Genomic DNA, 20186 nt, shown 5'->3' on the forward strand with positions numbered 1-20186 from the left:
CGTCCTGGAAGGTTGCAGGTGGTATGAGACCGCCCATAATGTCGCGCATTATACGAGGCCGCGCGCGCCTCTGAACGGGATATTTAGGAGTCTTTTATGGCCGTCGCCCTGAGCACCCTGGTCGAAGAAGCCGACCGTTATCTGAACAGTGCAAGGATTGCCGATTATTGCCCCAACGGGTTACAGGTTGAGGGGAGGCCGCAGGTGATGCGCATCGTCAGTGGCGTCACCGCCAGTCAGGCGTTGCTGGACGCGGCGGTCGAAGCCCAGGCCGATCTGGTGCTGGTGCACCACGGTTATTTCTGGAAGGGCGAGAATCCGTGCATCACCGGCATGAAGCAGCGTAGGTTGAAAACCCTGCTCAAGCACGATATCAGCCTGTTGTCCTACCATCTGCCACTGGACCTGCATCCGGACGTCGGCAACAACGTGCAGCTCGCGCGTCAGCTGGACATCACCGTCGAAGGTCCGCTCGATCCGGACAACCTTAAAATTGTCGGGCTGGTGGGCTCTCTGAACGAGCCGGTGACACCGCGTGATTTTGCCCGCCGCGTGCAGGAAGTCATGGGCCGCGAGCCGCTGCTGATCGAAGGCAGCGAGATGATTCGCCGGGTTGGCTGGTGCACCGGTGGTGGTCAGGGTTACATCGATCAGGCCGTTTTGGCCGGGGTCGATCTGTACCTCAGCGGTGAAGCGTCCGAGCAAACCTTCCACAGCGCCCGGGAAAACGACATCAGCTTCATCGCCGCCGGGCACCATGCCACTGAGCGCTACGGTGTGCAGGCGCTGGGCGATTACCTGGCGCGACGTTTTGCGCTGGAGCACATTTTCATCGATTGCCCGAATCCGATTTGATTAACACCACAAATCAAATGTGGGGGCGAGCCTGTTCGCGATGACTGCATGACAAGCGACATTGATGTGACAGATACAACACCGCAATCGCGAGCAGGCTCGCTCCCACAGGGGCCTGACCGCCCAAACGAGGGGGTATATTCATATACCCTTTCGATCTAGTTCGCGTCCTGATTAGAAGAGGACGCTGTGCTAGGATTCCTCGCTCGAACACGGCCCGCTGGCCGTCCATAAGATCGTTTTCGTGAGTAGCCATGGTCGACAAACTGACGCATCTGAAACAGCTGGAGGCCGAAAGCATCCACATCATCCGCGAGGTCGCCGCCGAGTTCGATAACCCGGTGATGCTGTACTCCGTCGGTAAAGACTCCGCCGTGATGCTGCACCTTGCGCGCAAGGCATTCTTCCCGGGCAAGCTGCCGTTCCCGGTGATGCATGTCGACACCCGGTGGAAGTTCAAGGAAATGTACGCGTTCCGCGACCGCATGGTCGAAGAGCTCGGCCTTGACCTGCTGGTGCACGTGAACCCCGATGGCGTCGCGCAGGGCATCAACCCGCTGACCCACGGCAGTGCCAAGCACACCGACATCATGAAAACCGAAGGCCTGAAACAGGCTCTCGACAAGTACGGCTTCGACGCCGCGTTCGGTGGCGCTCGCCGCGACGAAGAGAAATCCCGTGCCAAAGAGCGCGTGTATTCCTTCCGCGACACCAAGCATCGCTGGGACCCGAAAAACCAGCGTCCAGAGCTGTGGAACGTCTACAACGGCAACGTCAACAAGGGTGAATCGATCCGCGTTTTCCCATTGTCGAACTGGACCGAACTGGACATCTGGCAGTACATCTACCTCGAAGGCATCCCGATCGTGCCACTGTATTTCGCCGCCGAGCGCGACGTCATCGAGATGAATGGCACCTGGATCATGATCGACGACGAACGCCTGCTCAATCACCTGAGCGACGAAGACAAGGCGCGCATCGTCAAGAAGAAAGTCCGTTTCCGCACACTGGGTGACTACCCGCTGACCGGTGCGGTCGAGTCCGAGGCCACCAGCCTGACCGACATCATTCAGGAAATGCTCCTGACGCGAACTTCCGAACGCCAGGGCCGGGTCATCGACCACGATGGCGCAGGCTCGATGGAAGAAAAGAAACGTCAGGGTTATTTCTAAGGGGTTGTCATGTCGCACGTATCTGATTTGATCAGCGAGGACATCCTCGCCTACCTGGGCCAGCACGAACGCAAGGAAATGCTGCGCTTTCTGACTTGTGGCAACGTCGACGACGGCAAGAGCACCCTGATCGGGCGCCTGCTGCACGACTCCAAGATGATCTACGAAGATCACCTGGAAGCCATTACCCGCGACTCGAAAAAAGTCGGCACCACCGGCGAAGACATCGACCTGGCGTTGCTGGTCGACGGCCTGCAGGCCGAGCGTGAGCAGGGCATCACCATCGATGTCGCCTACCGCTACTTCTCCACCGCCAAGCGCAAATTCATCATCGCCGATACCCCTGGCCATGAGCAGTACACCCGCAACATGGCCACCGGTGCTTCCACCTGTGACCTGGCGATCATCCTGGTCGACGCCCGCTACGGCGTGCAGACCCAGACCCGTCGCCACAGCTTCATTGCCTCGTTGCTCGGCATCAAACACATCGTGGTCGCCATCAACAAGATGGACCTCAACGGCTTCGACGAAACCGTGTTCGAGTCGATCAAGGCCGATTACCTGAAGTTCGCCGAAGGCATCGCGTTCAAGCCGACCACCATGGCCTTCGTGCCGATGTCGGCGCTGAAGGGCGACAACGTGGTGAACAAGTCCGAGCGCTCGCCGTGGTACACCGGCCAGTCGCTGATGGAAATTCTGGAAACCGTCGAGATCGCCAGCGACCGCAACTACACCGACCTGCGTTTCCCGGTGCAGTACGTCAACCGTCCGAACCTGAACTTCCGTGGGTTCGCCGGCACCCTGGCCAGCGGCATCGTGCACAAGGGCGACGAAGTCGTTGTGCTGCCGTCGGGCAAGAGCAGCCGCGTGAAATCCATCGTCACCTTCGAAGGTGAGCTGGAACACGCCGGTCCAGGCCAGGCTGTCACGCTGACCATGGAAGACGAGATCGACATCTCCCGCGGCGACTTGCTGGTGCACGCCGACAACCTGCCGCAAGTGACCGACGCCTTCGACGCCATGCTGGTGTGGATGGCCGAAGAGCCGATGCTGCCGGGCAAGAAATACGACATCAAGCGCGCCACGAGTTACGTGCCGGGTTCGATCACCAGCATCGTCAACCGTGTGGACGTGAACACCCTGGAAGAAGGTCCGGCCAGTGCGCTGCAACTGAACGAGATCGGTCGGGTCAAGATCAGCCTCGACGCAGCCATCGCGCTGGACGGTTATGCGAGCAATCGCACCACCGGTTCATTCATCGTCATCGATCGTCTGACCAACGGCACCGTCGCGGCCGGCATGATCATCGCTCAGCCGTTGGCGCATGGCAGCAGCACGCACCACGGCAAACTGGCACACGTCGCCACCGAAGAGCGCGCTCAGCGTTTCGGGCAGCAGCCGGCCACCGTGTTGTTCAGCGGTTTGTCGGGCGCAGGCAAAAGCACCTTGGCCTACGCGGTTGAACGCAAGCTGTTCGACATGGGCCGTGCGGTATTCGTGCTCGATGGCCAGAACCTGCGTCATGACCTGAACAAAGGTCTGCCACAGGATCGCGCCGGGCGTACCGAGAACTGGCGCCGTGCCGCGCACGTTGCGCGTCAGTTCAACGAAGCCGGTTTGCTGACGCTGGCCGCTTTCGTTGCACCGAGCGCCGAAGGTCGCGAGCAGGCCAAGGACCTGATCGGCAAGGAGCGTCTGCTGACGGTCTACGTCCAGGCCTCGCCGACAGTCTGTGCCGAGCGTGATCCACAGGGCCTGTACGCGGCGGCCGGGGATAACATCCCGGGCGATTCCTTCCCGTACGACGTGCCACTGGACGCCGACCTCGTGGTCGACACCCAGTCGTTGTCGCTGGAAGAAAGCGTCAAGCAAGTGCTGGATCTGCTGCGTCAGCGTGGCGCGATCTAAGCGTCAGCCGCGCAATAAAAAACCCGCCGATGAGTGATCATCGGCGGGTTTTTTTGTGTCCTTGAGATCGCCTTCGTGGGCAAGCCTCGCTCCTACGGATTTGCGGCGCGCCCCACGTCGCGATCACCCTCAATCCTGTAGGAGCGAGGCTTGCCCGCGAAGAGACCGGTACAGCCAACCAATTACTTTCCAGGATACTCGCGATGCATCTGCTCAAGCAGCGCATCCTTGTCTTCCCACAACTGATTGATCCACCCCTGAAACTGCAACCGATACTCGCTATCCACACTGGTCTGGCAACCGCAAATTCTGACATGCATATGAATTGCCATCATCATTAGTACTATCGGATTTGGACTACAAAAATATCGGAAATGGGGAAGTTCAATTAGTTTGTAAATGAGAATAGTGTTGTTCTCAGGGGCAATGATCTCGATTCTCAGTCCTATATAAGACGTGTGCGCGTGCATTTGAGTCGCTAGTGTTGGTTAGGGAGTTGTGGTGTGCGATATAAAGTGTTTGATATTCCCGGTGGTTATATGCTTGGTGTTTTTGAAATTGTTTTTTTAATAATTGTTCTGATGTATTTGTCTGTTGTTTTCTTCTATCACCTTGGCATGGTGATAGATATTCCTTTGGTGCCAAAAAGAGTAGTTCTGGAAAGTGCTTTTATATATAAAGATGTTTCGGTTGTTTCAAAAACCACGTCGAAGTTGTATCTCAGAGTTGGGCCTGCTGGTGAGGAATATGATCATGTTATCGAAGCCTCTACTCGGAATATTCAGTACTTGGGTTTGAATAAGTCACGAAAGCTATGGGTCGCTGTTGAGTCGGATCGGAGTAAGAGATTTGTTTGGGGGGTGTATGATGATGGGCTAGGGTTGTTGATAAGTCGGAAAGATATACTGGAGTGGGCGCAATATAGCAATTCTGTAAATTATTTTATGATTGTTGCATGGGGTGTTGGTTTTCTGTATTTGCTATTTGTGCTTTTTAAGAATGGTATTTGGAATAGGCTTTTAGCGAAAAGGATAGCGCGTGAAAATCGATCGGATTGATAACAAAATATTTGTAATTGACGAGTTCTTAACCCAAAGTGAAGAGGAGAGCATAAACCTTCAGCTTAAAGGCGCGGTCTGGAGATACAACTGGCCAAATTATGAGGAGCTTCCTTTTATTAGACCTTGCTGGCATGTTTTTATTGCCGGTAAAGGCCGCCCTGATCGGCAGTCTTGCGTAGAGGAACTGGGCAGTAACGAATCATGGCGTTTTCTGGTTGGGTTTTGGGAGAGGTTGTCAAAATTACATGACTTCAACATTACCTTGTTGGGCGTTTATGCAAATGGGCAGACGTTTGGTCAAGACACGATTATTCACCGGGATAACAAAACGCACCCCGGGCTGACGGTAATCGTTTTCTGTAATGAACATTGGCCGACCTCTTGGGGAGGGGAGCTTGTTTTCTATGATGATGAGAAAGAGAACACCATCAAGTCTGTGCTTCCTAAATCACGACGGGTGGTGATTTTCGATGGGCGCATTCCCCATGCTGCGAGATCTCCTTCGGTTAAGTGTGATCAGGTAAGAATGACGCTTGCCTTTAAAACTGTTATCAAGGAGTAAGTTATGGCAGGGAAAGCCGTATTATTTGTAAGTGTTGTTAATGATGGTGTAACTGTCGGCTCGGGCGCGACTGCGGTGGCAGATCAGTTTCTGGTTAACGGGACTGGAATGGTGCTGTTGAATCAGTCGGCTCAAACTGGCGCTGTAATAGCAAGTGTGACCTCAGTGACAAAACTTGCAGGGCCTTATGTTCCGATCGTGAGCATGCCGGCGAACATTGTGGCGGGAACAATTACGTTTCTTAAGATTGGGGTAGATATCAGAGATGGGGCCGAGATCAAGGCGGGTGATGTTGTTAGTCTTGTTGGAAATGTCGCTGGTGTGATTGCTACAATGGCAATTCTAGGTGGGGCCGCCCCTGCGCTTGTTGCTGGTTTAGCCATAGTTACCATCATCTCCGGGTTGGCTTCAGTTGCTGGCTCGGAAACAATTAAAAAAATCGCGACAAACGCTGCAAACTTTTTTAAAGACAATCCAATGGACAGTTACCTTGATTACACCTGCGCCCCCGACAGGCAAATCGTTCATAGAAATACGTTAAGAGACGAGTACGTCAATCAAATGCTTGGCTGTTATTGGATACCTGAAACAGGAGAGTTACGGGCAGTTACTATGGCTGTTTCCAATGAAGCCATTGGTAATATCGATGTCGGGGAAGAGGCAGAGGCAGAGGCAGAGGTAGAGGCAGAGGCAGAGGTAGAGGCAGAGGTAGGGGGCGTGGCAGAAGTAGAAGTAGAAGTAACAGAGGTTGAGACTGAGGGTAGTAGTGGTGGCATTGGCAGCAGTTATTATCCCCATGCAGTGCCTGTCATACCCGCCCCCCGTCCTGACATAATCCCGGTTGTTACCATTGGCCCACTTGATTTTGGCGATGGAAGTAGGGGCTCTGACGATAATGGCGATGGGTACGGTTGTTGTTCGGGCGGAAGTGATGGTTATATTTAGTGGGCCACATTTATAAACTAGATATTGCTCATCTGTTCACAGATTGGGCGCCAGATTAAGCAGCACAATCGGTAACTACCAAAATTTCCGATGAACAACCCGCCGATGAGTGATCATTGGCGGGTTTGTGGCTCAACTCGGTCAACTGTGGGCGCTAGCCTGCTAGCGATTGCGGTGATTCAGGCAATAAATCTGCTGAATGTGAACCCGCTATCGCCAGCAGGCTGGCTCCCACAGTAGGTCAGTGTTTATCGGGGTATTTGCGATGCATCTGCTCCAGCAACGCATCCTTGTCTAACCAAAGCTGATTGATCCACCCCTGAAACTGCAAGCGATACTCCCCATCCTGGTCATAGTTCTTGCCGATAAACTGCGGCGGAATCTTCAGCTCCTGAAAATGCACCACTACATCTTTCACGTTGCCACAGAGCAAATCCCAATACCCAGGCCGCCCGCCCGGATAGTGAATGGTCACGTTGACGATCGACTCCAGCTGCTCACCCATCGCATCCAGCACAAACGCAATGCCACCGGCCTTGGGCTTGAGCAGATACTTGAACGGTGATTTCTGCTGGGCATGCTTGCCTTCGGTGAAGCGCGTGCCTTCAACGAAATTGAAAATCCCCACCGGGTTGTTGCGAAACTTCGCGCAGGTCTTGCGGGTGGTTTCCAGGTCTTTGCCTTTCTTTTCAGGGTGCTTTTCCAGGTAAGCCTTGGAGTAGCGTTTCATGAACGGAAAGCCCAGCGTCCACCACGCCAGACCAATCACCGGCACCCAGATCAGCTCTTGCTTGAGAAAAAACTTCAGCGGCTGGATGCGACGGTTGAGCACGTACTGCAGCACCATGATGTCGACCCAGCTCTGATGGTTGCTGGTGATCAGGTACGAGTGCTGATAGTCCAGACCTTCGAGGCCACTAAGGTGCCAGCGCGTACGGCAGACCAGGTTCATCCAGGCTTTGTTGTTACTGATCCAGGCTTCATGGGTATGGCTCATCAACCAGAGCGTGAAACGCTGGGTGAGGGCAAAGGGCAAGATTTTGAAGATCGCCACGCAGAACAGAAACGAGCAGAGCAAAATCGTATTCAACGCCAGCAACAACGATGCAATCACGCCGCGCACGGCGGCAGGCAGGAAATCCAGCATTTAAAGATCCAGAGGTCGGTTGGCAGCTTGAATCGCGGTCAACGCGATGGTGTACACGATGTCATCGACTTGCGCGCCGCGCGGCAGGTCGTTCACCGGTTTGCGCAGGCCTTGCAGCATCGGCCCGAGGCTGACGCAATCGGCGCTGCGCTGCACGGCTTTGTGCGTGGTGTTGCCGGTGTTCAGATCGGGGAACACGAACACCGTGGCACGCCCGGCCACCTGACTGTTCGGCGCCAGTTGCCGGGCGACGGTTTCGTTGGCCGCGGCGTCGTATTGCAACGGGCCGTCGATCAGCAGCGAGTGCTGTTGTTCATGGGCGAGCAATGTCGCTTCACGCACTTTCTCGACTTCCTCACCGCTGGCGGATTCACCGCTGGAGTAACTGATCATTGCCACGCGCGGGGTGATGCCAAACGCGGCAGCCGAGTCGGCGCTTTGCAGGGCAATCTCGGCCAGCTCGCTGGCGCTCGGATGCGGGTTCATCACGCAGTCGCCATAGACCAGCACCTCTTCGGGAAACAGCATGAAGAACACCGACGACACCAGGGTGCAGCCCGGCGCGGTCTTGATCAGCTGCAGGGCAGGGCGAATGGTGTTGGCGGTGGAGTGGATGACGCCGGACACGAGGCCGTCGACTTCATCCAGCGCGAGCATCATCGTGCCGATCACCACGGTGTCTTCCAGTTGTTGCTCGGCCATCGGCGCATTGAGGCTTTTGCTTTTGCGCAGGGCAACCATTGGTTCGACATAGCGTTCGCGAATCAGGTCCGGGTCGAGAATTTCCAGCCCTGGCGGCAGCTCGATATCGTGCGCTCGAGCGACGGCTTCGACATCTTCCGGTTTCGCCAGCAGCACGCAACGGGCAATGCCGCGCGCCTGACAGATCGCGGCCGCTTGCACGGTCAGCGGTTCGCTGCCTTCGGGCAACACGATGCGTTTGTTGGCGGCCTGGGCGCGCTGGATCAACTGGTAGCGGAACACTGCAGGCGACAGGCGCATCTCCCTTGGCGTGCCGCAACGCTGGTGCAGCCAGTTGGCATCCAGGTGGCTGGCGACGAAGTCGGTGATGATCTCCGCACGCTCGCGGTCGTCGATCGGGATTTCCTTGTTCAGACCGTTCAACAGGTTGGCGGTCTCGTAGGAACCGGTGCTCACCGACAACACCGGCAAACCGGCCTGCAACGCGCCACGGCACAGGTCCATGATGCGCGGGTCGGGCAGGGTGTCGCTGGTCAGCAGCAGGCCGGCCAGCGGCACGCCGTTCATGGCCGCGAGGCTGACGGCGAGGATGATGTCGTCGCGATCGCCTGGCGTTACCACGAGTACGCCGGGCTTGAGCAGCTCCACGGTGTTGCGCATGGTGCGGGCGCAGATGATGATCTTGGTCATGCGCCGGGTTTCATAATCGCCGGCATTGAGAATTTGCGCGCTCATCAGGTCGGCGACGTCGCGGGTACGCGGGGCGTTCAGTTCCGGCTGGAACGGGATGCAGCCAAGCAGACGGAAATCACCGCTGCGCAGCAAGGGCGAATGCTCCTTCAGGCGCGAGGCGAAGGCGTCCATGCTTTCGTCGGTCTTGACCTTGTTGAGGATCACGCCGAGGACTTTCGGGTCTTTCGGACCGCCAAACAATTGCGCCTGCAATTCCACGCGGCCGGAGAGTTCGGTCAGCACTTCGTTTTCCGGCGCCGAGACCAGGATCACGTCGGCATCCAGGCTCTTGGCCAAATGCAGATTGACCCGCGCGGCGTAACTGGCGCTGCGGGTCGGGACCATGCCTTCGACGATCAACACGTCTTTGCCGATGGCGGCTTGCTGATAGAGCGTGATGATTTCTTCGAGCAGTTCATCGAGCTGACCGTCGCCGAGCATGCGCTCGACGTGGGCCAGGCCCAATGGCTGAGGCGGTTTCAAACCGTGGGTGCGCGCCACCAGTTCGGTGGAGCGTTCAGGCCCGGTGTCGCCCGGATGGGGCTGGGCGATCGGTTTGAAAAAGCCGACTTTGAGGCCGGCGCGCTCAAGCGTACGTACCAGCCCGAGGCTGATGGAGGTCAGACCCACACCAAAATCGGTGGGCGCGATAAAAAAAGTTTGCATGCGGATTCTCTGGAGGAGCATGACAAAGGTGATCATCTATAGCTGACGATCTACCGAATTTCAGTCGCCAAGGTTATCGCTAACCGAGCCCTGTGCGCACCAACCACATTCAAAGGGCTGGCCTATTTTTTCAATACGTTGCGCAGGGTCCAGGACCCATGCGCGCGATTGCCAGGGTGGCTGGTGGCGCAGGTGCTGGGTATGGCCACAAGACAGTTCGACCACCCAATGCCCGTCCTCGTCCTGATGAAAACCGGTGACCGTCGAGCTTTTCGCTACGATCCGTCTGTCCGGGTTGTGTTCGCTTTCGGACGATTGCTTCGCTAAACTTGGCCTTTCTAAATTCTTATGCAAAAGGTCTCGCCCCATGCTGATCGCCGCCAATAAGGCTGTCTCCATCGACTATACCCTGACCAACGACGCTGGTGAGGTCATCGACAGCTCCGCCGGCGGCGCGCCGCTGGTCTACCTGCAAGGTGCAGGCAACATCATCCCGGGCCTGGAAAAGGTTCTGGAAGGCAAAGCAGTCGGCGACGAGCTGACCGTAGCAGTTGAACCTGAAGATGCTTACGGCGAATACGCTGCCGAACTGGTCAGCACCCTGAGCCGCAGCATGTTCGAAGGCGTCGACGAACTGGAAGTGGGCATGCAGTTCCATGCTTCCGCTCCGGACGGCCAGATGCAGATCGTCACCATTCGTGATCTGGACGGCGACGATGTCACCGTCGACGGCAACCACCCGTTGGCCGGTCAGCGCCTGAATTTCCAGGTCAAGATCATCGACATCCGTGACGCCAGCCAGGAAGAAATCGCTCATGGTCACGTCCATGGCGAAGGTGGCCATCACCACTGATTTTCTGCGCTAAGCTCAGAGAACTGGAGAGGCGCCCGAGGGCGCCTTTTTAGTCCGCGGCTGTCCCTGGTGATATCGCCAAGTGGCTGTTTCGAGTAGAACACGGGAATCTGGAGTTCGTCATGAGTGCTTTTCACGACCTTAAATTGACAGCCCTGGATGGACAGGAGCTACCGCTGGCGCCCTTCAAGGGGAACGTCGTGCTGGTAGTCAACGTCGCCTCCAAATGTGGCTTGACACCACAGTACGCGGCACTGGAAAACCTTTACCAGCAATACAAAGGTAAAGGCTTCAGCGTGCTGGGCCTGCCGTGCAACCAGTTTGCCGGGCAGGAACCGGGCACTGAGCAAGAAATCCAGGAATTCTGCAGCCTCAACTATGGCGTGACCTTTCCGTTGTCCAGCAAGCTGGAAGTCAACGGCCATGATCGTCATCAGCTGTACCGCCTGCTGGCGGGTGAAGGCGCCGAGTTTCCAGGCGACATTACCTGGAACTTCGAAAAATTCCTGCTGGGCAAGGATGGTCGTGTCCTGGCGCGGTTCTCGCCACGTACGGCGCCGGATGATCCTTCTGTCATCCAGGCCATCGAAAAAGCCCTGAGCTGATTTTCGCGAATCAAGATCAAAAGATCGCAACCTTTGGCAGCTCCTACAGGTGTTCGCATTCCTCTGTAGGAACTGCCGTAGGCTGCGATCTTTTTGCTTCTGCCTTTTGACCCTTAATCACCCAGATCAATAGTGCTGTGCATCGCTCGCCACTGCACATATTATCGCCGTCATAAAATTCCATCCCGTCGATATCGTTTTTGTGGAGCGCCCCATGCCCGTCAAAGCCCTGTTCAAACCGTTCCACCTCGGCACCCTTGAACTGCCGACCCGCGTTGTCATGGCCCCGATGACCCGCTCGTTCTCGCCGGGCGGCGTGCCCAATTCCAAAGTGATCGAGTACTACCGTCGCCGCGCCGCTGCCGGCGTTGGCTTGATCATCACCGAAGGCACCACGGTCGGCCACAAGGCCTCCAATGGCTACCCGAACGTGCCGCACTTCTACGGTGAGGCCGCGCTGGCCGGCTGGAAGAAAGTCGTCGACGCGGTGCACGCCGAAGGCGGCAAGATCGTTCCGCAGCTGTGGCATGTCGGTAGCGTGCGTCGCATCGGCACCGAGCCGGACGCGAGTGTGCCGGGTTACGGTCCGTCGGAAAAACTGAAGGACGGCCAGGTTGTGGTTCACGGCATGACCAGACAGGACATCCAGGACGTGATCGCCGCGTTCGCCCAAGCCGCCAAAGACGCGCAAAGCATCGGCATGGACGGTGTGGAAATCCACGGTGCACACGGCTACCTGGTGGACCAGTTCTTCTGGGAAGGCAGCAACCAGCGTACTGACGAATACGGCGGCAGCCTGGCCAACCGTTCGCGCTTCGCCATTGAGCTGATTCAGGCCGTGCGTGCTGCGGTCGGCGAAGGTTTCCCGATCATTTTCCGTTTCTCCCAGTGGAAGCAGCAGGATTACACCGCGCGTCTGGTGCAAACCCCGGAAGCGTTGGGTGAGTTTCTCAAGCCGTTGTCCGACGCGGGTGTGGACATTTTCCACTGCTCGACGCGCCGTTTCTGGGAGCCGGAGTTCGACGGTTCTGAACTGAACCTGGCGGGCTGGACGCGCAAACTGACCGGCAAGCCGACCATCACCGTGGGCAGCGTCGGCCTGGATGGCGAGTTCCTGCAGTTCATGGTCAACACCGACAAGATCGCGCAGCCGGCCAGCCTGGAGAAACTGCTGGAGCGTTTGAACAACGATGAGTTTGATCTGGTGGCGGTAGGGCGTGCGCTGCTGGTGGACCCGGACTGGGCGCAGAAAGTGCGTGACGGGCGTGAGGAAGACATCCTGCCGTTCAGCCGTGAGGCGTTGATGACCTTGGTTTAAGCGGCGACAGGCAAGGCCCCATCGCCAGCAGGCTGGTTCCCACATGTTCTGTGTACACCGCAGACCCCCTGTGGGAGCCAGCCTGCTGGCGATGACTCCCTAGGCTCAGGGCAAGGTCGGTGCATTCGGCACCACGTGCTCCCCCACACAAGCCCCCCGCAACTGCCCTTCAAACTGCTCGATAATCGCCGCCCAACCCTGGCGACTCGCATGCTGGCGCGCATTGAGCCTTATGCAACGCAAGGTTTCGCGTTCCTCCAGCAACCACGCAGCCGCATCGCTGAACGCCTCTTCATCCCCCGGCATCGCCAGCACGCCGTTGTAGCCATGGCGGATATGCTGCGCCGCCGCCGCTTGATCGTAAGCCACCACGCCCAGCCCCGAGGCCAACGCCTCAAGCACCACATTGCCGAAGGTTTCGGTCATGCTCGGAAACAGAAAAACATCCCCGGACGCATAGTGGCTGGCCAGGGCTTCGCCGCGTTGTGAGCCGCAGAAAATCGCTTCGGGCAGTTCCTGCTCCAGCGACGCTCGTTGCGGGCCGTCGCCGACGATGATCAGTTTCATGTTTCGCTGTGGATAAGTCGCTGCCAGCGTGTCGAAGCAGCGTTTAAGCAAGCCAAGGTTTTTTTCCGGCGCCAGACGCCCTACGTGAATCAGCGCAATATCCTTCTCGCCCAGACCCCACTGTTCGCGCAGCGATGGCAGGCGTTTGGTCGGGTGAAACAACTGGCTGTCGACTCCGCGAGACAGCAACGCCAGGCGCTCGAAATGCCGGCGCTCCAGTTCCATCCGCTGGCTGATACTTGGCACCAGGGTCAGCGTCGAACGATTGTGAAACCAGCGCAGGTAGTGGGTCAGCAGGCGGGTGAGCAAGCCGAGCCCGTACTGGTTGGAGTATTGCTGGAAATTAGTGTGGAAGCCGCTGACTACCGAAATCCCCAGGCGCCGTGCCGCGCGCAGCGCCGACAGGCCCAGCGGTCCTTCCGTGGCGATGTACAGCACGTCCGGGCGCTGGCGCTTCCAGCGTCGCAGCAGCTTGTGCATCGATGACTGACCCCATTGCAAACCCGGATACCCCGGCAGCGGCCAGCCCCGGCACAGCAGCAACCCATCGTCGCTGCCCAACTGCTGATCGCAACCCTGCCGTGGCCGCACCAGTTCAACCTGATGCCCGCGCGCGCGCAAACCGTCGCACAAGCGGCCAAGGGTATTGGCCACGCCATTGATTTCGGGAGGGAAGGTTTCGGTGATCAGAGTGATATGCAGAGCTGTCGTCATGACCTCAGTGTCGGCTGAGGCCATGTCGTCGTTGTGGCGTTTTGATGATGGATTTGTGACAGGCTCAGCGTTGCGTCACCAGATTCTCCGCGCCGCGTTCACGCACCCAGAACAACGTCGCCCCCGCCACCGCCGCCGGCATCATCAGAATGTTGACCACCGGAATCAGCAGCACCAGGTAAACACTGCCGCCAAAACTCATGCTCTGCCAGCGCTTCTCGCGCAGCCAGGCGAGCATTTCGTTCCAGCCCAGCTTGTGGTTATCCGCAGGGTAGTCGATGTACTGGATCGCCATCATCCACACCCCGAACAGCAGCCACAACGGCGCGGCGATGATGTTCACCACGGGGATGAACGAGAGGATGAACAGCCCGAGCGCCCGCGGCAGGAAGTAGCCGAGTTTGCGCATTTCCCGAGCCAGGGTGCGTGGGATCATGGCGATCAGTTCGCCCCAGCTGAAAGAGGGGAAGTCGTCGGTGCCGCGTACCACCACTTCGACTTTTTCCGCCAGGAAACCATTGAACGGCGCGGCGATAACGTTGGCCAGCATGGTGAAGGTGAAGAACACCATCAACACCACCAGCACGACAAAGATCGGCCAGAGCACGTAACTGAGAAAACTCAGCCAGTCGGGCAGGGACGGCATCAGCGTATCGACCCACAGGCTGAATTGATGGCCGGCCAGATAGATCAATCCGACGAACAGCACCAGATTGATTGCCAGCGGCAACAACACGAATAAACGCAGGCTGGGACTCAGGACCAGCTTGAGGCCTTCGCGCAGGTATTGCGGGCCGGACAGAACAGGGGCGGGCATATCGTGCTCCGAGCAGAGGGGAAACGCGCCGACCTTACCGGCTTTGCCTGACGGGCGAAAGCGCGGTCGCAGCATCGACATCAACTGTAACAAAGGCGCCTATATATAGACGGCAACCAGATAGAGACTGCCTATGAGCTGGATTGTTAAACCGTATTTCCTTAATCTTCGCCCCCTCGATACGCTGCACCCAATCTTTTTACAGGACTGTCGAGTTCAAGCCTTCCCCAAGTGCTTTCAACAGTCCTTTTTTATTCCCGCCGGCAACCCGGCGTTCCGCGCCAGGTGTTCCGGGCCGGTCAACAGGAGCAGGTCATGTCTGAAGTCCGTCATTCGCGAGTGATTATTCTCGGTTCCGGCCCTGCCGGTTACAGCGCCGCGGTCTATGCCGCCCGTGCCAACCTCAAGCCTCTGCTGATTACCGGCATGCAAGCCGGCGGTCAACTGACCACCACCACCGAAGTCGACAACTGGCCGGGCGACGTCCACGGCCTGACCGGCCCGGCGCTGATGGAACGCATGAAAGAGCACGCCGAGCGCTTTGAAACCGAGATCGTTTTCGATCACATCAATGCCGTGGACTTCGCTGCCAAGCCTTACACCCTGACCGGCGACAGCGCGACGTACACCTGCGATGCCCTGATCATCGCCACCGGCGCCAGCGCTCGCTACCTGGGCCTGCCATCGGAAGAAGCGTTCATGGGCAAAGGCGTTTCGGCCTGCGCGACCTGCGACGGTTTCTTCTATCGCAACAAGCCAGTGGCTGTGGTCGGTGGCGGTAACACCGCTGTCGAAGAAGCGCTGTACCTGGCCAACATCGCCAGCACCGTGACCCTGATCCACCGTCGCGAAACCTTCCGCGCCGAGAAGATCCTGATCGACAAGCTCAATGCCCGCGTTGCCGAAGGCAAGATCATCCTGAAGCTGAACTCGAACCTGGACGAAGTCCTGGGCGACAACATGGGCGTGACCGGTGCTCGCCTGAAAAACAACGACGGCAGCTTCGACGAGCTGAAAGTCGACGGCGTGTTCATCGCCATCGGCCACACCCCGAACACCTCGCTGTTCGAAGGTCAGCTGACGTTGAAAGATGGCTACCTGGTGGTGCACGGCGGTCGTGAAGGCAATGCGACGGCGACCAACGTCGAAGGGATCTTCGCGGCCGGTGATGTGGCTGACCACGTTTACCGTCAGGCGATCACCTCGGCGGGTGCTGGCTGCATGGCGGCACTGGATGCCGAGCGTTATCTGGATGACCTGCAGAACGCCAAGTTCTGAGAGCGTTGAAATGAAAAAAAACCGGCTTTGGCCGGTTTTTTTTGCTCACGAAAAATGCGGTCAACACAAACCCTTGTGGGAGCTAGCAGGCTAGCTCCCACAAGGGTTAACAGGGTTTGCGGAAATGGCGATCAACCGCGGAAGCGCTCCTGAACATAATCCATGACCTTCAGCGATTGATAGATCGCATTGGCAGCCACCCGCCCGAACGGCCCACCGTTCCAGTCCAGCAGATACGGTTTGAACGACTGATACCGCACACTTTCCCCGCACACCGCTTCGGCGATCACCCGGCCTCCAATTGACCCGGTATTCAGCCCGTGACCGCCAAACGATGTGCAAGCCCAGACGCCCGGTTCCAGTAGCCCGAGGTTGGGCATTTTGTTGGTCGAGTAACCCATCAGGCCAGACCAGGCCAATTCGATGTTCACTGGCGCCAGCTGCGGATAGACCGACACCATGTCGGCCTTGAGCATGGCCGCCAGGGCCTTTTCATTCTGTTCGTTGCGGGTGGTGATGCGTCCGCCCCAGAGCAGGCGGTCGCCTTCGACGACGCGGTAGTAATCCGAAGCGCGGCGGTCGTCAGAGAATGCGGCGCCTGAATAGAGGACGTTTTTGATCGAGTCGCCCAGGTGTTCGGTCAGCACCACATAGGTGGCGATCGGCAGGTAGGCGCGACTGAGTTTTTGCAGTTCCGGGCCGCCGTAGCCGCCGGCGCAAAATATCAGGTCCTGACAGCGGACACTGCCATGAGCGGTCCTGACGATTTTGTCGGCGCCTTCGCGCTGCCAGGCGAGCATTTTTGACTGCTCGAAAATCCTGCCTCCCGCAGTTTCAATGGCTAGGGCCAGGCCCAGGCAATAGTTAAGCGGGTGGAAGTGCATGGCGTTGGGATCTTCGACACCCTGAAAATAGCGAAGGGTGTGCGCCTGCGCGCGGACCTTGGCGGTGTCGAGGAAGTTGAGTTCATAACCGAAGTCGCGTCGCATGGTTTCGATGTGGTTTTTCACACCGGCGCCATCGTCGTAACGCTTGACCCGAATCGTACCGGCGGACGGCGCACAACCTGCCAGCGCCAGTTCGGCGATGTTGCGGCGGACAATCTCCACACCTTCGACCGACATCTGAAACAGCGTCCGAGCCTGTTCCAGTCCCACTTTTTTGCGGATCGCGCCAGACCCTTCGGCCCAACCCGGCGACACCACGCCGCCATTGCGGCCCGACGCGCCCCACGCCACCTGATGGGCTTCGAGAAGGATCACGCGTTTGCCGCGTCGGGTCAGTTCCAGAGCGGCGGTGAGCCCGGCGATGCCGGCACCGATGATGCAGACGTCGCAGCTTTCGTCGCTGTTCAATTCGGACCTGGCCGCGCGGGGCAGCGAGGTTTGGGAATACCAGGTGTTGGGAAAGGACATGGTCAATCCTTGGGTAATTGCCTTACCTATGTGGGAGCGAGCCTGTGTGGCGAGGGGATTTATCCCCGTTCGGCTGCGCAGCAGTCGTAGATGCGCTTTAACGTTGAAATGCCGGGGCCGCTCCGCAGCCCAACGGGGATAAATCCCCTCGCCACATGGCTCGCTCTTACAGGGGAGGGGCGGGTGATTACTTGATGGTCGAGTAATCGACGCCGTACCACTTGTCCGACAGCTTGGTCAGCGTGCCGTCCTTGTGCATCGCGGCGATGATTTCACCGAGCCTGGCCTTGAGTTCCGGGTCACCCTTGTCGGTGGCGACGGCCAGCGGTTCATAGAACGCGATGTTGTCGTCGACGGCCCGCAACGGATAGCCCTTCTTGACGGCGGCATCCAGTGTGCTGCGTTGCGTGAGGATGGCGTCCAGACGGGCACCGTCGCCCAGGCGCAGGTCGTCCAGCGGCCCGACGGAACCGGCGTAGGTCTTCATTTTTTCGGTTTTTACGTCATAGACGACGGGCGGCACGTCCGTGGTTTCAATGGCCAGCGCCTGGCTGAAATAGTCCTCGGACGTAGTGCCCCCTTCAACGCCGATGGTTTTGCCATTCAGCGCCTTGTGGTCGGTGACTTTGGATTTGTCATGCACCGCGAACACGTAGGGAACGTAGTAATAGGTCCCGGGGAAGTCGAGAATCCGCGCGCGGCTCTTGGTCGCGGTCATCGAACCCACGGACACGTCCCAGCGGCCGTTCCACTTGCCTGCGGTGATCACATCCCAGTCGGGCGTGATGAACTTGGCCTCGACGCCGAGTCGCTTGGCGATCTCTTTGGATACGTCGATATCGAAGCCGTCGATTTCATTCTTGTCGTTGATGAACCCCTGGGGTGGCCAGGTCGCCGAGGTGGCGACGGTCAACGTCTTGCTGCTCTGGATCTTGTCCAGCACGGCACCGGCATTGGCGGCACCGACGAACAACAGCGACAGTGCGGCGGCGAGGGTGGTTACGCTTTTACTTCTGACCATGTCCATCTCCATGTTTCGTTATTGTTTTATGGGGGCAAAGCGGTCTTCAGTGACCGATGATCTGCGACAGGAATTTCTGCGCGCGCTCGGTCTGTGGGTTGTTGAAAAACTCGGCGGGGGTGGCTTGTTCGATAACCTGGCCCTGGTCCATGAACAGCACGCGGTCAGCCACTTTGCTGGCAAACCCCATCTCATGGGTCACGCAGATCATGGTCATGCCGTCGGTGGCCAGTTCGCCCATGACATCCAGCACTTCGTGGACCATTTCCGGGTCCAGCGCCGAGGTCGGTTCGTCGAACAGCATCACTTTGGGATTCATGCACAGCGCCCGGGCAATCGCCACGCGCTGCTGTTGTCCGCCGGACAATTGCGACGGATATTTGTGCGCGTGTTCGGCAATGCGCACCCGCTCCAGGTAACCCTGTGCACGTTTTTTCGCCTCGGTGGCCGACACGCCTTGCACCAGTTGCGGGGCCAGGGTCAGGTTGTCCATGACGCTCAAGTGCGGGAACAGGTTGAAGCTCTGGAACACCATGCCGATTTCACTGCGCACGGCGCTGACGCTTTCCGCTTCGCTGGTGAGGGTGATGCCGTTGACCTGAATGTGGCCTTTCTGAAAATTTTCCAGGTGGTTGATGCAACGAATCATCGTCGATTTGCCCGAGCCCGACGGCCCGCACACCACCAGGATTTCGCCGGTGGCGACGTTCAGGTCGACATCGCGCAAGGCGTGAAAGTTGCCGTACCACTTGTTCAGGCCGGTGATCGAAATCATCGAAGGGCTGGCCGGCGCAGCAGAGGCCAGGTCCAGTCGCTCAGCAGTATTGGTTTGAGTCATCACGCATCAACCCCTTGCCACGGATCGGTTGACCCGTTTTTCGATTCGCGCCTGTACCCGTTCCAGGATGAACGACAGGGCCCAGTAAATCATCGCGGCGGTGATCAGCATTTCCAGGTGGCGGAAGTCCGCGCGACCCTGGGTCTTGGCCAGGTACATCAGTTCCCAGACGCCGATCACCGACACCAGCGAACTGTCTTTGAGCATGGCAATGAACTGGTTGCCGGTGGGCGGAATGATCACCCGCAAGGCCTGGGGCATGATCACCCGGCTCAGGGTCTTGAACGGGCTGATGTTCAGCGCGCGTGACGCTTCCCACTGGCCGACCGGAATGCTCTGGATACCCGCCCGGAAGATCTCGGTCATGTAGGCGCCGTAGCACAGCGACAGCGCGAGGATGCCGGCGGGCACCGCATCGACCACATAGCCCAGTTGCGGCAGACCCAGGTAAATCAGGTAGATCTGGATCAGCAGCGGCACGCCGCGAAAGAACGAGGTGTAGAACGAGGCCAGGGCATTGGCCAGCCCGTTGTTCGACAGCTTGGCCACCGCACCGATCAGCGCCAGCACGAAGGCAATCACGATGGCCACGGCGGAGATGTACAAGGTGGTCGCAGCGCCCTGGATGATCAGGAAGCCGACCTTGTCGAGGATGAAACTGTAGGAGAGGTCGAAGGTGTCAAAGAACGCGAGGAACAGAATCAGCAGTTCGATCCATACCACCGTGGTTTGCACCTTGAACTTCAAGCGCCCGAGGACGTGGAAATTCAGCGTGCCCAGTACCGCAATTCCCAGGCCGATGGCGATGTTGCGCGCGGTCAGGCTGTCCGGGGCATCGCCCAGCAAGGGTTGCAGGAAATGGCTGAGGGCGCTGTTGCCCAGGTTCATGAGGTAGGCGCCGAGGAACAGCACCACGGCTACGCCGAGCAGGAATTGAGGATCGTTGGACTTTTTCTTATAAATTATATTGTCGTGATACATGCATGCCTCGGCTTGTAGGTGGTGATGAT

The 20186-nt window shown here is 58.1% G+C and carries 19 protein-coding genes and 1 pseudogene; 10 read left to right on the plus strand and 10 right to left on the minus strand.

All coding sequences use genetic code 11. The features are described from left to right. Positions 1-96: 96 nt before the first annotated feature. The 3 genes from ACM1ZW_RS13425 (at position 97) to cysN (ending at position 3935) form a co-directional block, all read left to right on the plus strand. Positions 97-855 carry a Nif3-like dinuclear metal center hexameric protein gene (locus ACM1ZW_RS13425; RefSeq protein ID WP_017336557.1) on the plus strand — a complete coding sequence of 253 codons (759 nt, stop codon included), beginning with the start codon at positions 97-99 and terminating at the stop codon, positions 853-855. Positions 856-1109: 254 nt separating this feature from the next. Continuing rightward, positions 1110-2027, plus strand: coding sequence for a sulfate adenylyltransferase subunit CysD (cysD, locus tag ACM1ZW_RS13430; protein WP_010463281.1), 918 nt, complete (start codon positions 1110-1112; stop codon positions 2025-2027). A gap of 9 nt (positions 2028-2036) precedes the next feature. After that, positions 2037-3935, plus strand: coding sequence for a sulfate adenylyltransferase subunit CysN (gene cysN, locus ACM1ZW_RS13435; protein WP_017336558.1), 1899 nt, complete (start codon positions 2037-2039; stop codon positions 3933-3935). A 182-nt stretch (positions 3936-4117) separates the two neighbouring features. On the opposite strand, the pseudogene ACM1ZW_RS13440 reads toward cysN, so the two are convergent. After that, positions 4118-4219 (minus strand): annotated as a pseudogene (locus tag ACM1ZW_RS13440) (acyltransferase); the annotation flags it as partial. Between the two features lie 219 nt (positions 4220-4438). Here ACM1ZW_RS13440 and ACM1ZW_RS13445 point away from each other — a divergent pair. The 3 genes from ACM1ZW_RS13445 to ACM1ZW_RS13455 are packed head-to-tail and all read left to right on the plus strand — an operon-like array spanning position 4439 to position 6503. Beyond that, positions 4439-4993, plus strand: a complete 555-nt coding sequence (locus tag ACM1ZW_RS13445; protein WP_416740685.1) for a hypothetical protein — start codon at positions 4439-4441, stop codon at positions 4991-4993. After that, positions 4974-5558 carry a 2OG-Fe(II) oxygenase gene (locus ACM1ZW_RS13450; protein WP_416740686.1) on the plus strand — a complete coding sequence of 195 codons (585 nt, stop codon included), beginning with the start codon at positions 4974-4976 and terminating at the stop codon, positions 5556-5558. Before ACM1ZW_RS13445 ends, ACM1ZW_RS13450 begins: the two co-directional genes overlap by 20 nt. A gap of 3 nt (positions 5559-5561) precedes the next feature. Continuing rightward, positions 5562-6503 (plus strand): hypothetical protein, encoded by a 942-nt coding sequence (locus tag ACM1ZW_RS13455; RefSeq protein ID WP_416740687.1) that lies wholly within the window; start codon positions 5562-5564, stop codon positions 6501-6503. Positions 6504-6744: 241 nt separating this feature from the next. On the opposite strand, the gene ACM1ZW_RS13460 is transcribed toward ACM1ZW_RS13455, so the two are convergent. The 3 genes from ACM1ZW_RS13460 to ACM1ZW_RS13470 are packed head-to-tail and all read right to left on the minus strand — an operon-like array spanning position 6745 to position 10149. Next, the gene (locus tag ACM1ZW_RS13460) at positions 6745-7650 is read right to left on the minus strand and encodes an acyltransferase (protein ID WP_017336559.1); all 906 of its coding nucleotides are present in this window, start codon (positions 7648-7650) and stop codon (positions 6745-6747) included. Beyond that, positions 7651-9750, minus strand: coding sequence for a phosphate acetyltransferase (gene pta / locus ACM1ZW_RS13465; protein ID WP_416740688.1), 2100 nt, complete (start codon positions 9748-9750; stop codon positions 7651-7653). A 60-nt stretch (positions 9751-9810) separates the two neighbouring features. After that, complete coding sequence (locus ACM1ZW_RS13470; RefSeq protein WP_017336561.1) at positions 9811-10149, minus strand: DUF3565 domain-containing protein; 339 nt, start codon at positions 10147-10149, stop codon at positions 9811-9813. Here ACM1ZW_RS13470 and ACM1ZW_RS13475 point away from each other — a divergent pair. The 3 genes from ACM1ZW_RS13475 to ACM1ZW_RS13485 all read left to right on the plus strand — a co-directional run bounded on the left by ACM1ZW_RS13475 (position 10118) and on the right by ACM1ZW_RS13485 (position 12526). Beyond that, entirely contained in the window at positions 10118-10603 is a 486-nt protein-coding gene (locus ACM1ZW_RS13475; RefSeq protein ID WP_416740689.1) for an FKBP-type peptidyl-prolyl cis-trans isomerase, read from the plus strand. The two genes, ACM1ZW_RS13470 and ACM1ZW_RS13475, sit on opposite strands and share 32 nt — an antisense overlap. 122 nt (positions 10604-10725) lie before the next feature. Beyond that, the gene (locus ACM1ZW_RS13480; RefSeq protein WP_017336562.1) at positions 10726-11208 is read left to right on the plus strand and encodes a glutathione peroxidase; all 483 of its coding nucleotides are present in this window, start codon (positions 10726-10728) and stop codon (positions 11206-11208) included. A gap of 214 nt (positions 11209-11422) precedes the next feature. Beyond that, the gene (locus ACM1ZW_RS13485) at positions 11423-12526 is read left to right on the plus strand and encodes an NADH:flavin oxidoreductase (protein ID WP_017336563.1); all 1104 of its coding nucleotides are present in this window, start codon (positions 11423-11425) and stop codon (positions 12524-12526) included. Between the two features lie 105 nt (positions 12527-12631). On the opposite strand, the gene ACM1ZW_RS13490 is transcribed toward ACM1ZW_RS13485, so the two are convergent. Both ACM1ZW_RS13490 and cysZ read right to left on the minus strand, forming a co-directional pair. Beyond that, positions 12632-13831 carry a glycosyltransferase family 4 protein gene (locus ACM1ZW_RS13490; RefSeq protein WP_414879376.1) on the minus strand — a complete coding sequence of 400 codons (1200 nt, stop codon included), beginning with the start codon at positions 13829-13831 and terminating at the stop codon, positions 12632-12634. 40 nt (positions 13832-13871) lie between these two features. Then, positions 13872-14624 (minus strand): sulfate transporter CysZ, encoded by a 753-nt coding sequence (gene cysZ, locus ACM1ZW_RS13495; protein ID WP_017336565.1) that lies wholly within the window; start codon positions 14622-14624, stop codon positions 13872-13874. A gap of 315 nt (positions 14625-14939) precedes the next feature. Here cysZ and trxB point away from each other — a divergent pair, with 315 nt between their 5' ends. Continuing rightward, positions 14940-15902 carry a thioredoxin-disulfide reductase gene (gene trxB / locus ACM1ZW_RS13500; protein ID WP_017336566.1) on the plus strand — a complete coding sequence of 321 codons (963 nt, stop codon included), beginning with the start codon at positions 14940-14942 and terminating at the stop codon, positions 15900-15902. Between the two features lie 131 nt (positions 15903-16033). On the opposite strand, the gene ACM1ZW_RS13505 is transcribed toward trxB, so the two are convergent. The 4 genes from ACM1ZW_RS13505 to ACM1ZW_RS13520 form a co-directional block, all read right to left on the minus strand. Beyond that, positions 16034-17317, minus strand: coding sequence for an NAD(P)/FAD-dependent oxidoreductase (locus ACM1ZW_RS13505; protein ID WP_416740690.1), 1284 nt, complete (start codon positions 17315-17317; stop codon positions 16034-16036). Positions 17318-17504: 187 nt separating this feature from the next. Continuing rightward, positions 17505-18338, minus strand: coding sequence for a transporter substrate-binding domain-containing protein (locus ACM1ZW_RS13510; RefSeq protein WP_017336568.1), 834 nt, complete (start codon positions 18336-18338; stop codon positions 17505-17507). A gap of 46 nt (positions 18339-18384) precedes the next feature. Next, positions 18385-19113, minus strand: a complete 729-nt coding sequence (locus tag ACM1ZW_RS13515) for an amino acid ABC transporter ATP-binding protein (protein ID WP_416740814.1) — start codon at positions 19111-19113, stop codon at positions 18385-18387. Between the two features lie 69 nt (positions 19114-19182). After that, entirely contained in the window at positions 19183-20157 is a 975-nt protein-coding gene (locus tag ACM1ZW_RS13520; RefSeq protein WP_017336570.1) for an amino acid ABC transporter permease, read from the minus strand. Between the last annotated feature and the right edge of the window lie 29 nt (positions 20158-20186).

Source organism: Pseudomonas sp. NFX71, assembly GCF_048079215.1.
GTDB classification, from domain to species: Bacteria; Pseudomonadota; Gammaproteobacteria; order Pseudomonadales; family Pseudomonadaceae; genus Aquipseudomonas; species Aquipseudomonas fluorescens_B.

What these genes read in the sequence shown, in the direction of transcription:
- ACM1ZW_RS13425 (WP_017336557.1), top strand. Translation starts at nt 97, where the DNA reads ATGGCCGTCGCCCTGAGCACCCTGGTCGAAGAAGCCGACCGTTATCTG.
- cysD (WP_010463281.1), top strand. Translation starts at nt 1,110, where the DNA reads ATGGTCGACAAACTGACGCATCTGAAACAGCTGGAGGCCGAAAGCATC.
- cysN (WP_017336558.1), top strand. Translation starts at nt 2,037, where the DNA reads ATGTCGCACGTATCTGATTTGATCAGCGAGGACATCCTCGCCTACCTG.
- ACM1ZW_RS13455 (WP_416740687.1), top strand. Translation starts at nt 5,562, where the DNA reads ATGGCAGGGAAAGCCGTATTATTTGTAAGTGTTGTTAATGATGGTGTA.
- ACM1ZW_RS13460 (WP_017336559.1), bottom strand. Translation starts at nt 7,650, where the DNA reads ATGCTGGATTTCCTGCCTGCCGCCGTGCGCGGCGTGATTGCATCGTTG.
- pta (WP_416740688.1), bottom strand. Translation starts at nt 9,750, where the DNA reads ATGCAAACTTTTTTTATCGCGCCCACCGATTTTGGTGTGGGTCTGACC.
- ACM1ZW_RS13475 (WP_416740689.1), top strand. Translation starts at nt 10,118, where the DNA reads ATGCTGATCGCCGCCAATAAGGCTGTCTCCATCGACTATACCCTGACC.
- ACM1ZW_RS13470 (WP_017336561.1), bottom strand. Translation starts at nt 10,149, where the DNA reads ATGGAGACAGCCTTATTGGCGGCGATCAGCATGGGGCGAGACCTTTTG.
- ACM1ZW_RS13480 (WP_017336562.1), top strand. Translation starts at nt 10,726, where the DNA reads ATGAGTGCTTTTCACGACCTTAAATTGACAGCCCTGGATGGACAGGAG.
- ACM1ZW_RS13485 (WP_017336563.1), top strand. Translation starts at nt 11,423, where the DNA reads ATGCCCGTCAAAGCCCTGTTCAAACCGTTCCACCTCGGCACCCTTGAA.
- ACM1ZW_RS13490 (WP_414879376.1), bottom strand. Translation starts at nt 13,831, where the DNA reads ATGGCCTCAGCCGACACTGAGGTCATGACGACAGCTCTGCATATCACT.
- cysZ (WP_017336565.1), bottom strand. Translation starts at nt 14,624, where the DNA reads ATGCCCGCCCCTGTTCTGTCCGGCCCGCAATACCTGCGCGAAGGCCTC.
- trxB (WP_017336566.1), top strand. Translation starts at nt 14,940, where the DNA reads ATGTCTGAAGTCCGTCATTCGCGAGTGATTATTCTCGGTTCCGGCCCT.
- ACM1ZW_RS13505 (WP_416740690.1), bottom strand. Translation starts at nt 17,317, where the DNA reads ATGTCCTTTCCCAACACCTGGTATTCCCAAACCTCGCTGCCCCGCGCG.
- ACM1ZW_RS13510 (WP_017336568.1), bottom strand. Translation starts at nt 18,338, where the DNA reads ATGGTCAGAAGTAAAAGCGTAACCACCCTCGCCGCCGCACTGTCGCTG.
- ACM1ZW_RS13515 (WP_416740814.1), bottom strand. Translation starts at nt 19,113, where the DNA reads ATGATTTCGATCACCGGCCTGAACAAGTGGTACGGCAACTTTCACGCC.
- ACM1ZW_RS13520 (WP_017336570.1), bottom strand. Translation starts at nt 20,157, where the DNA reads ATGTATCACGACAATATAATTTATAAGAAAAAGTCCAACGATCCTCAA.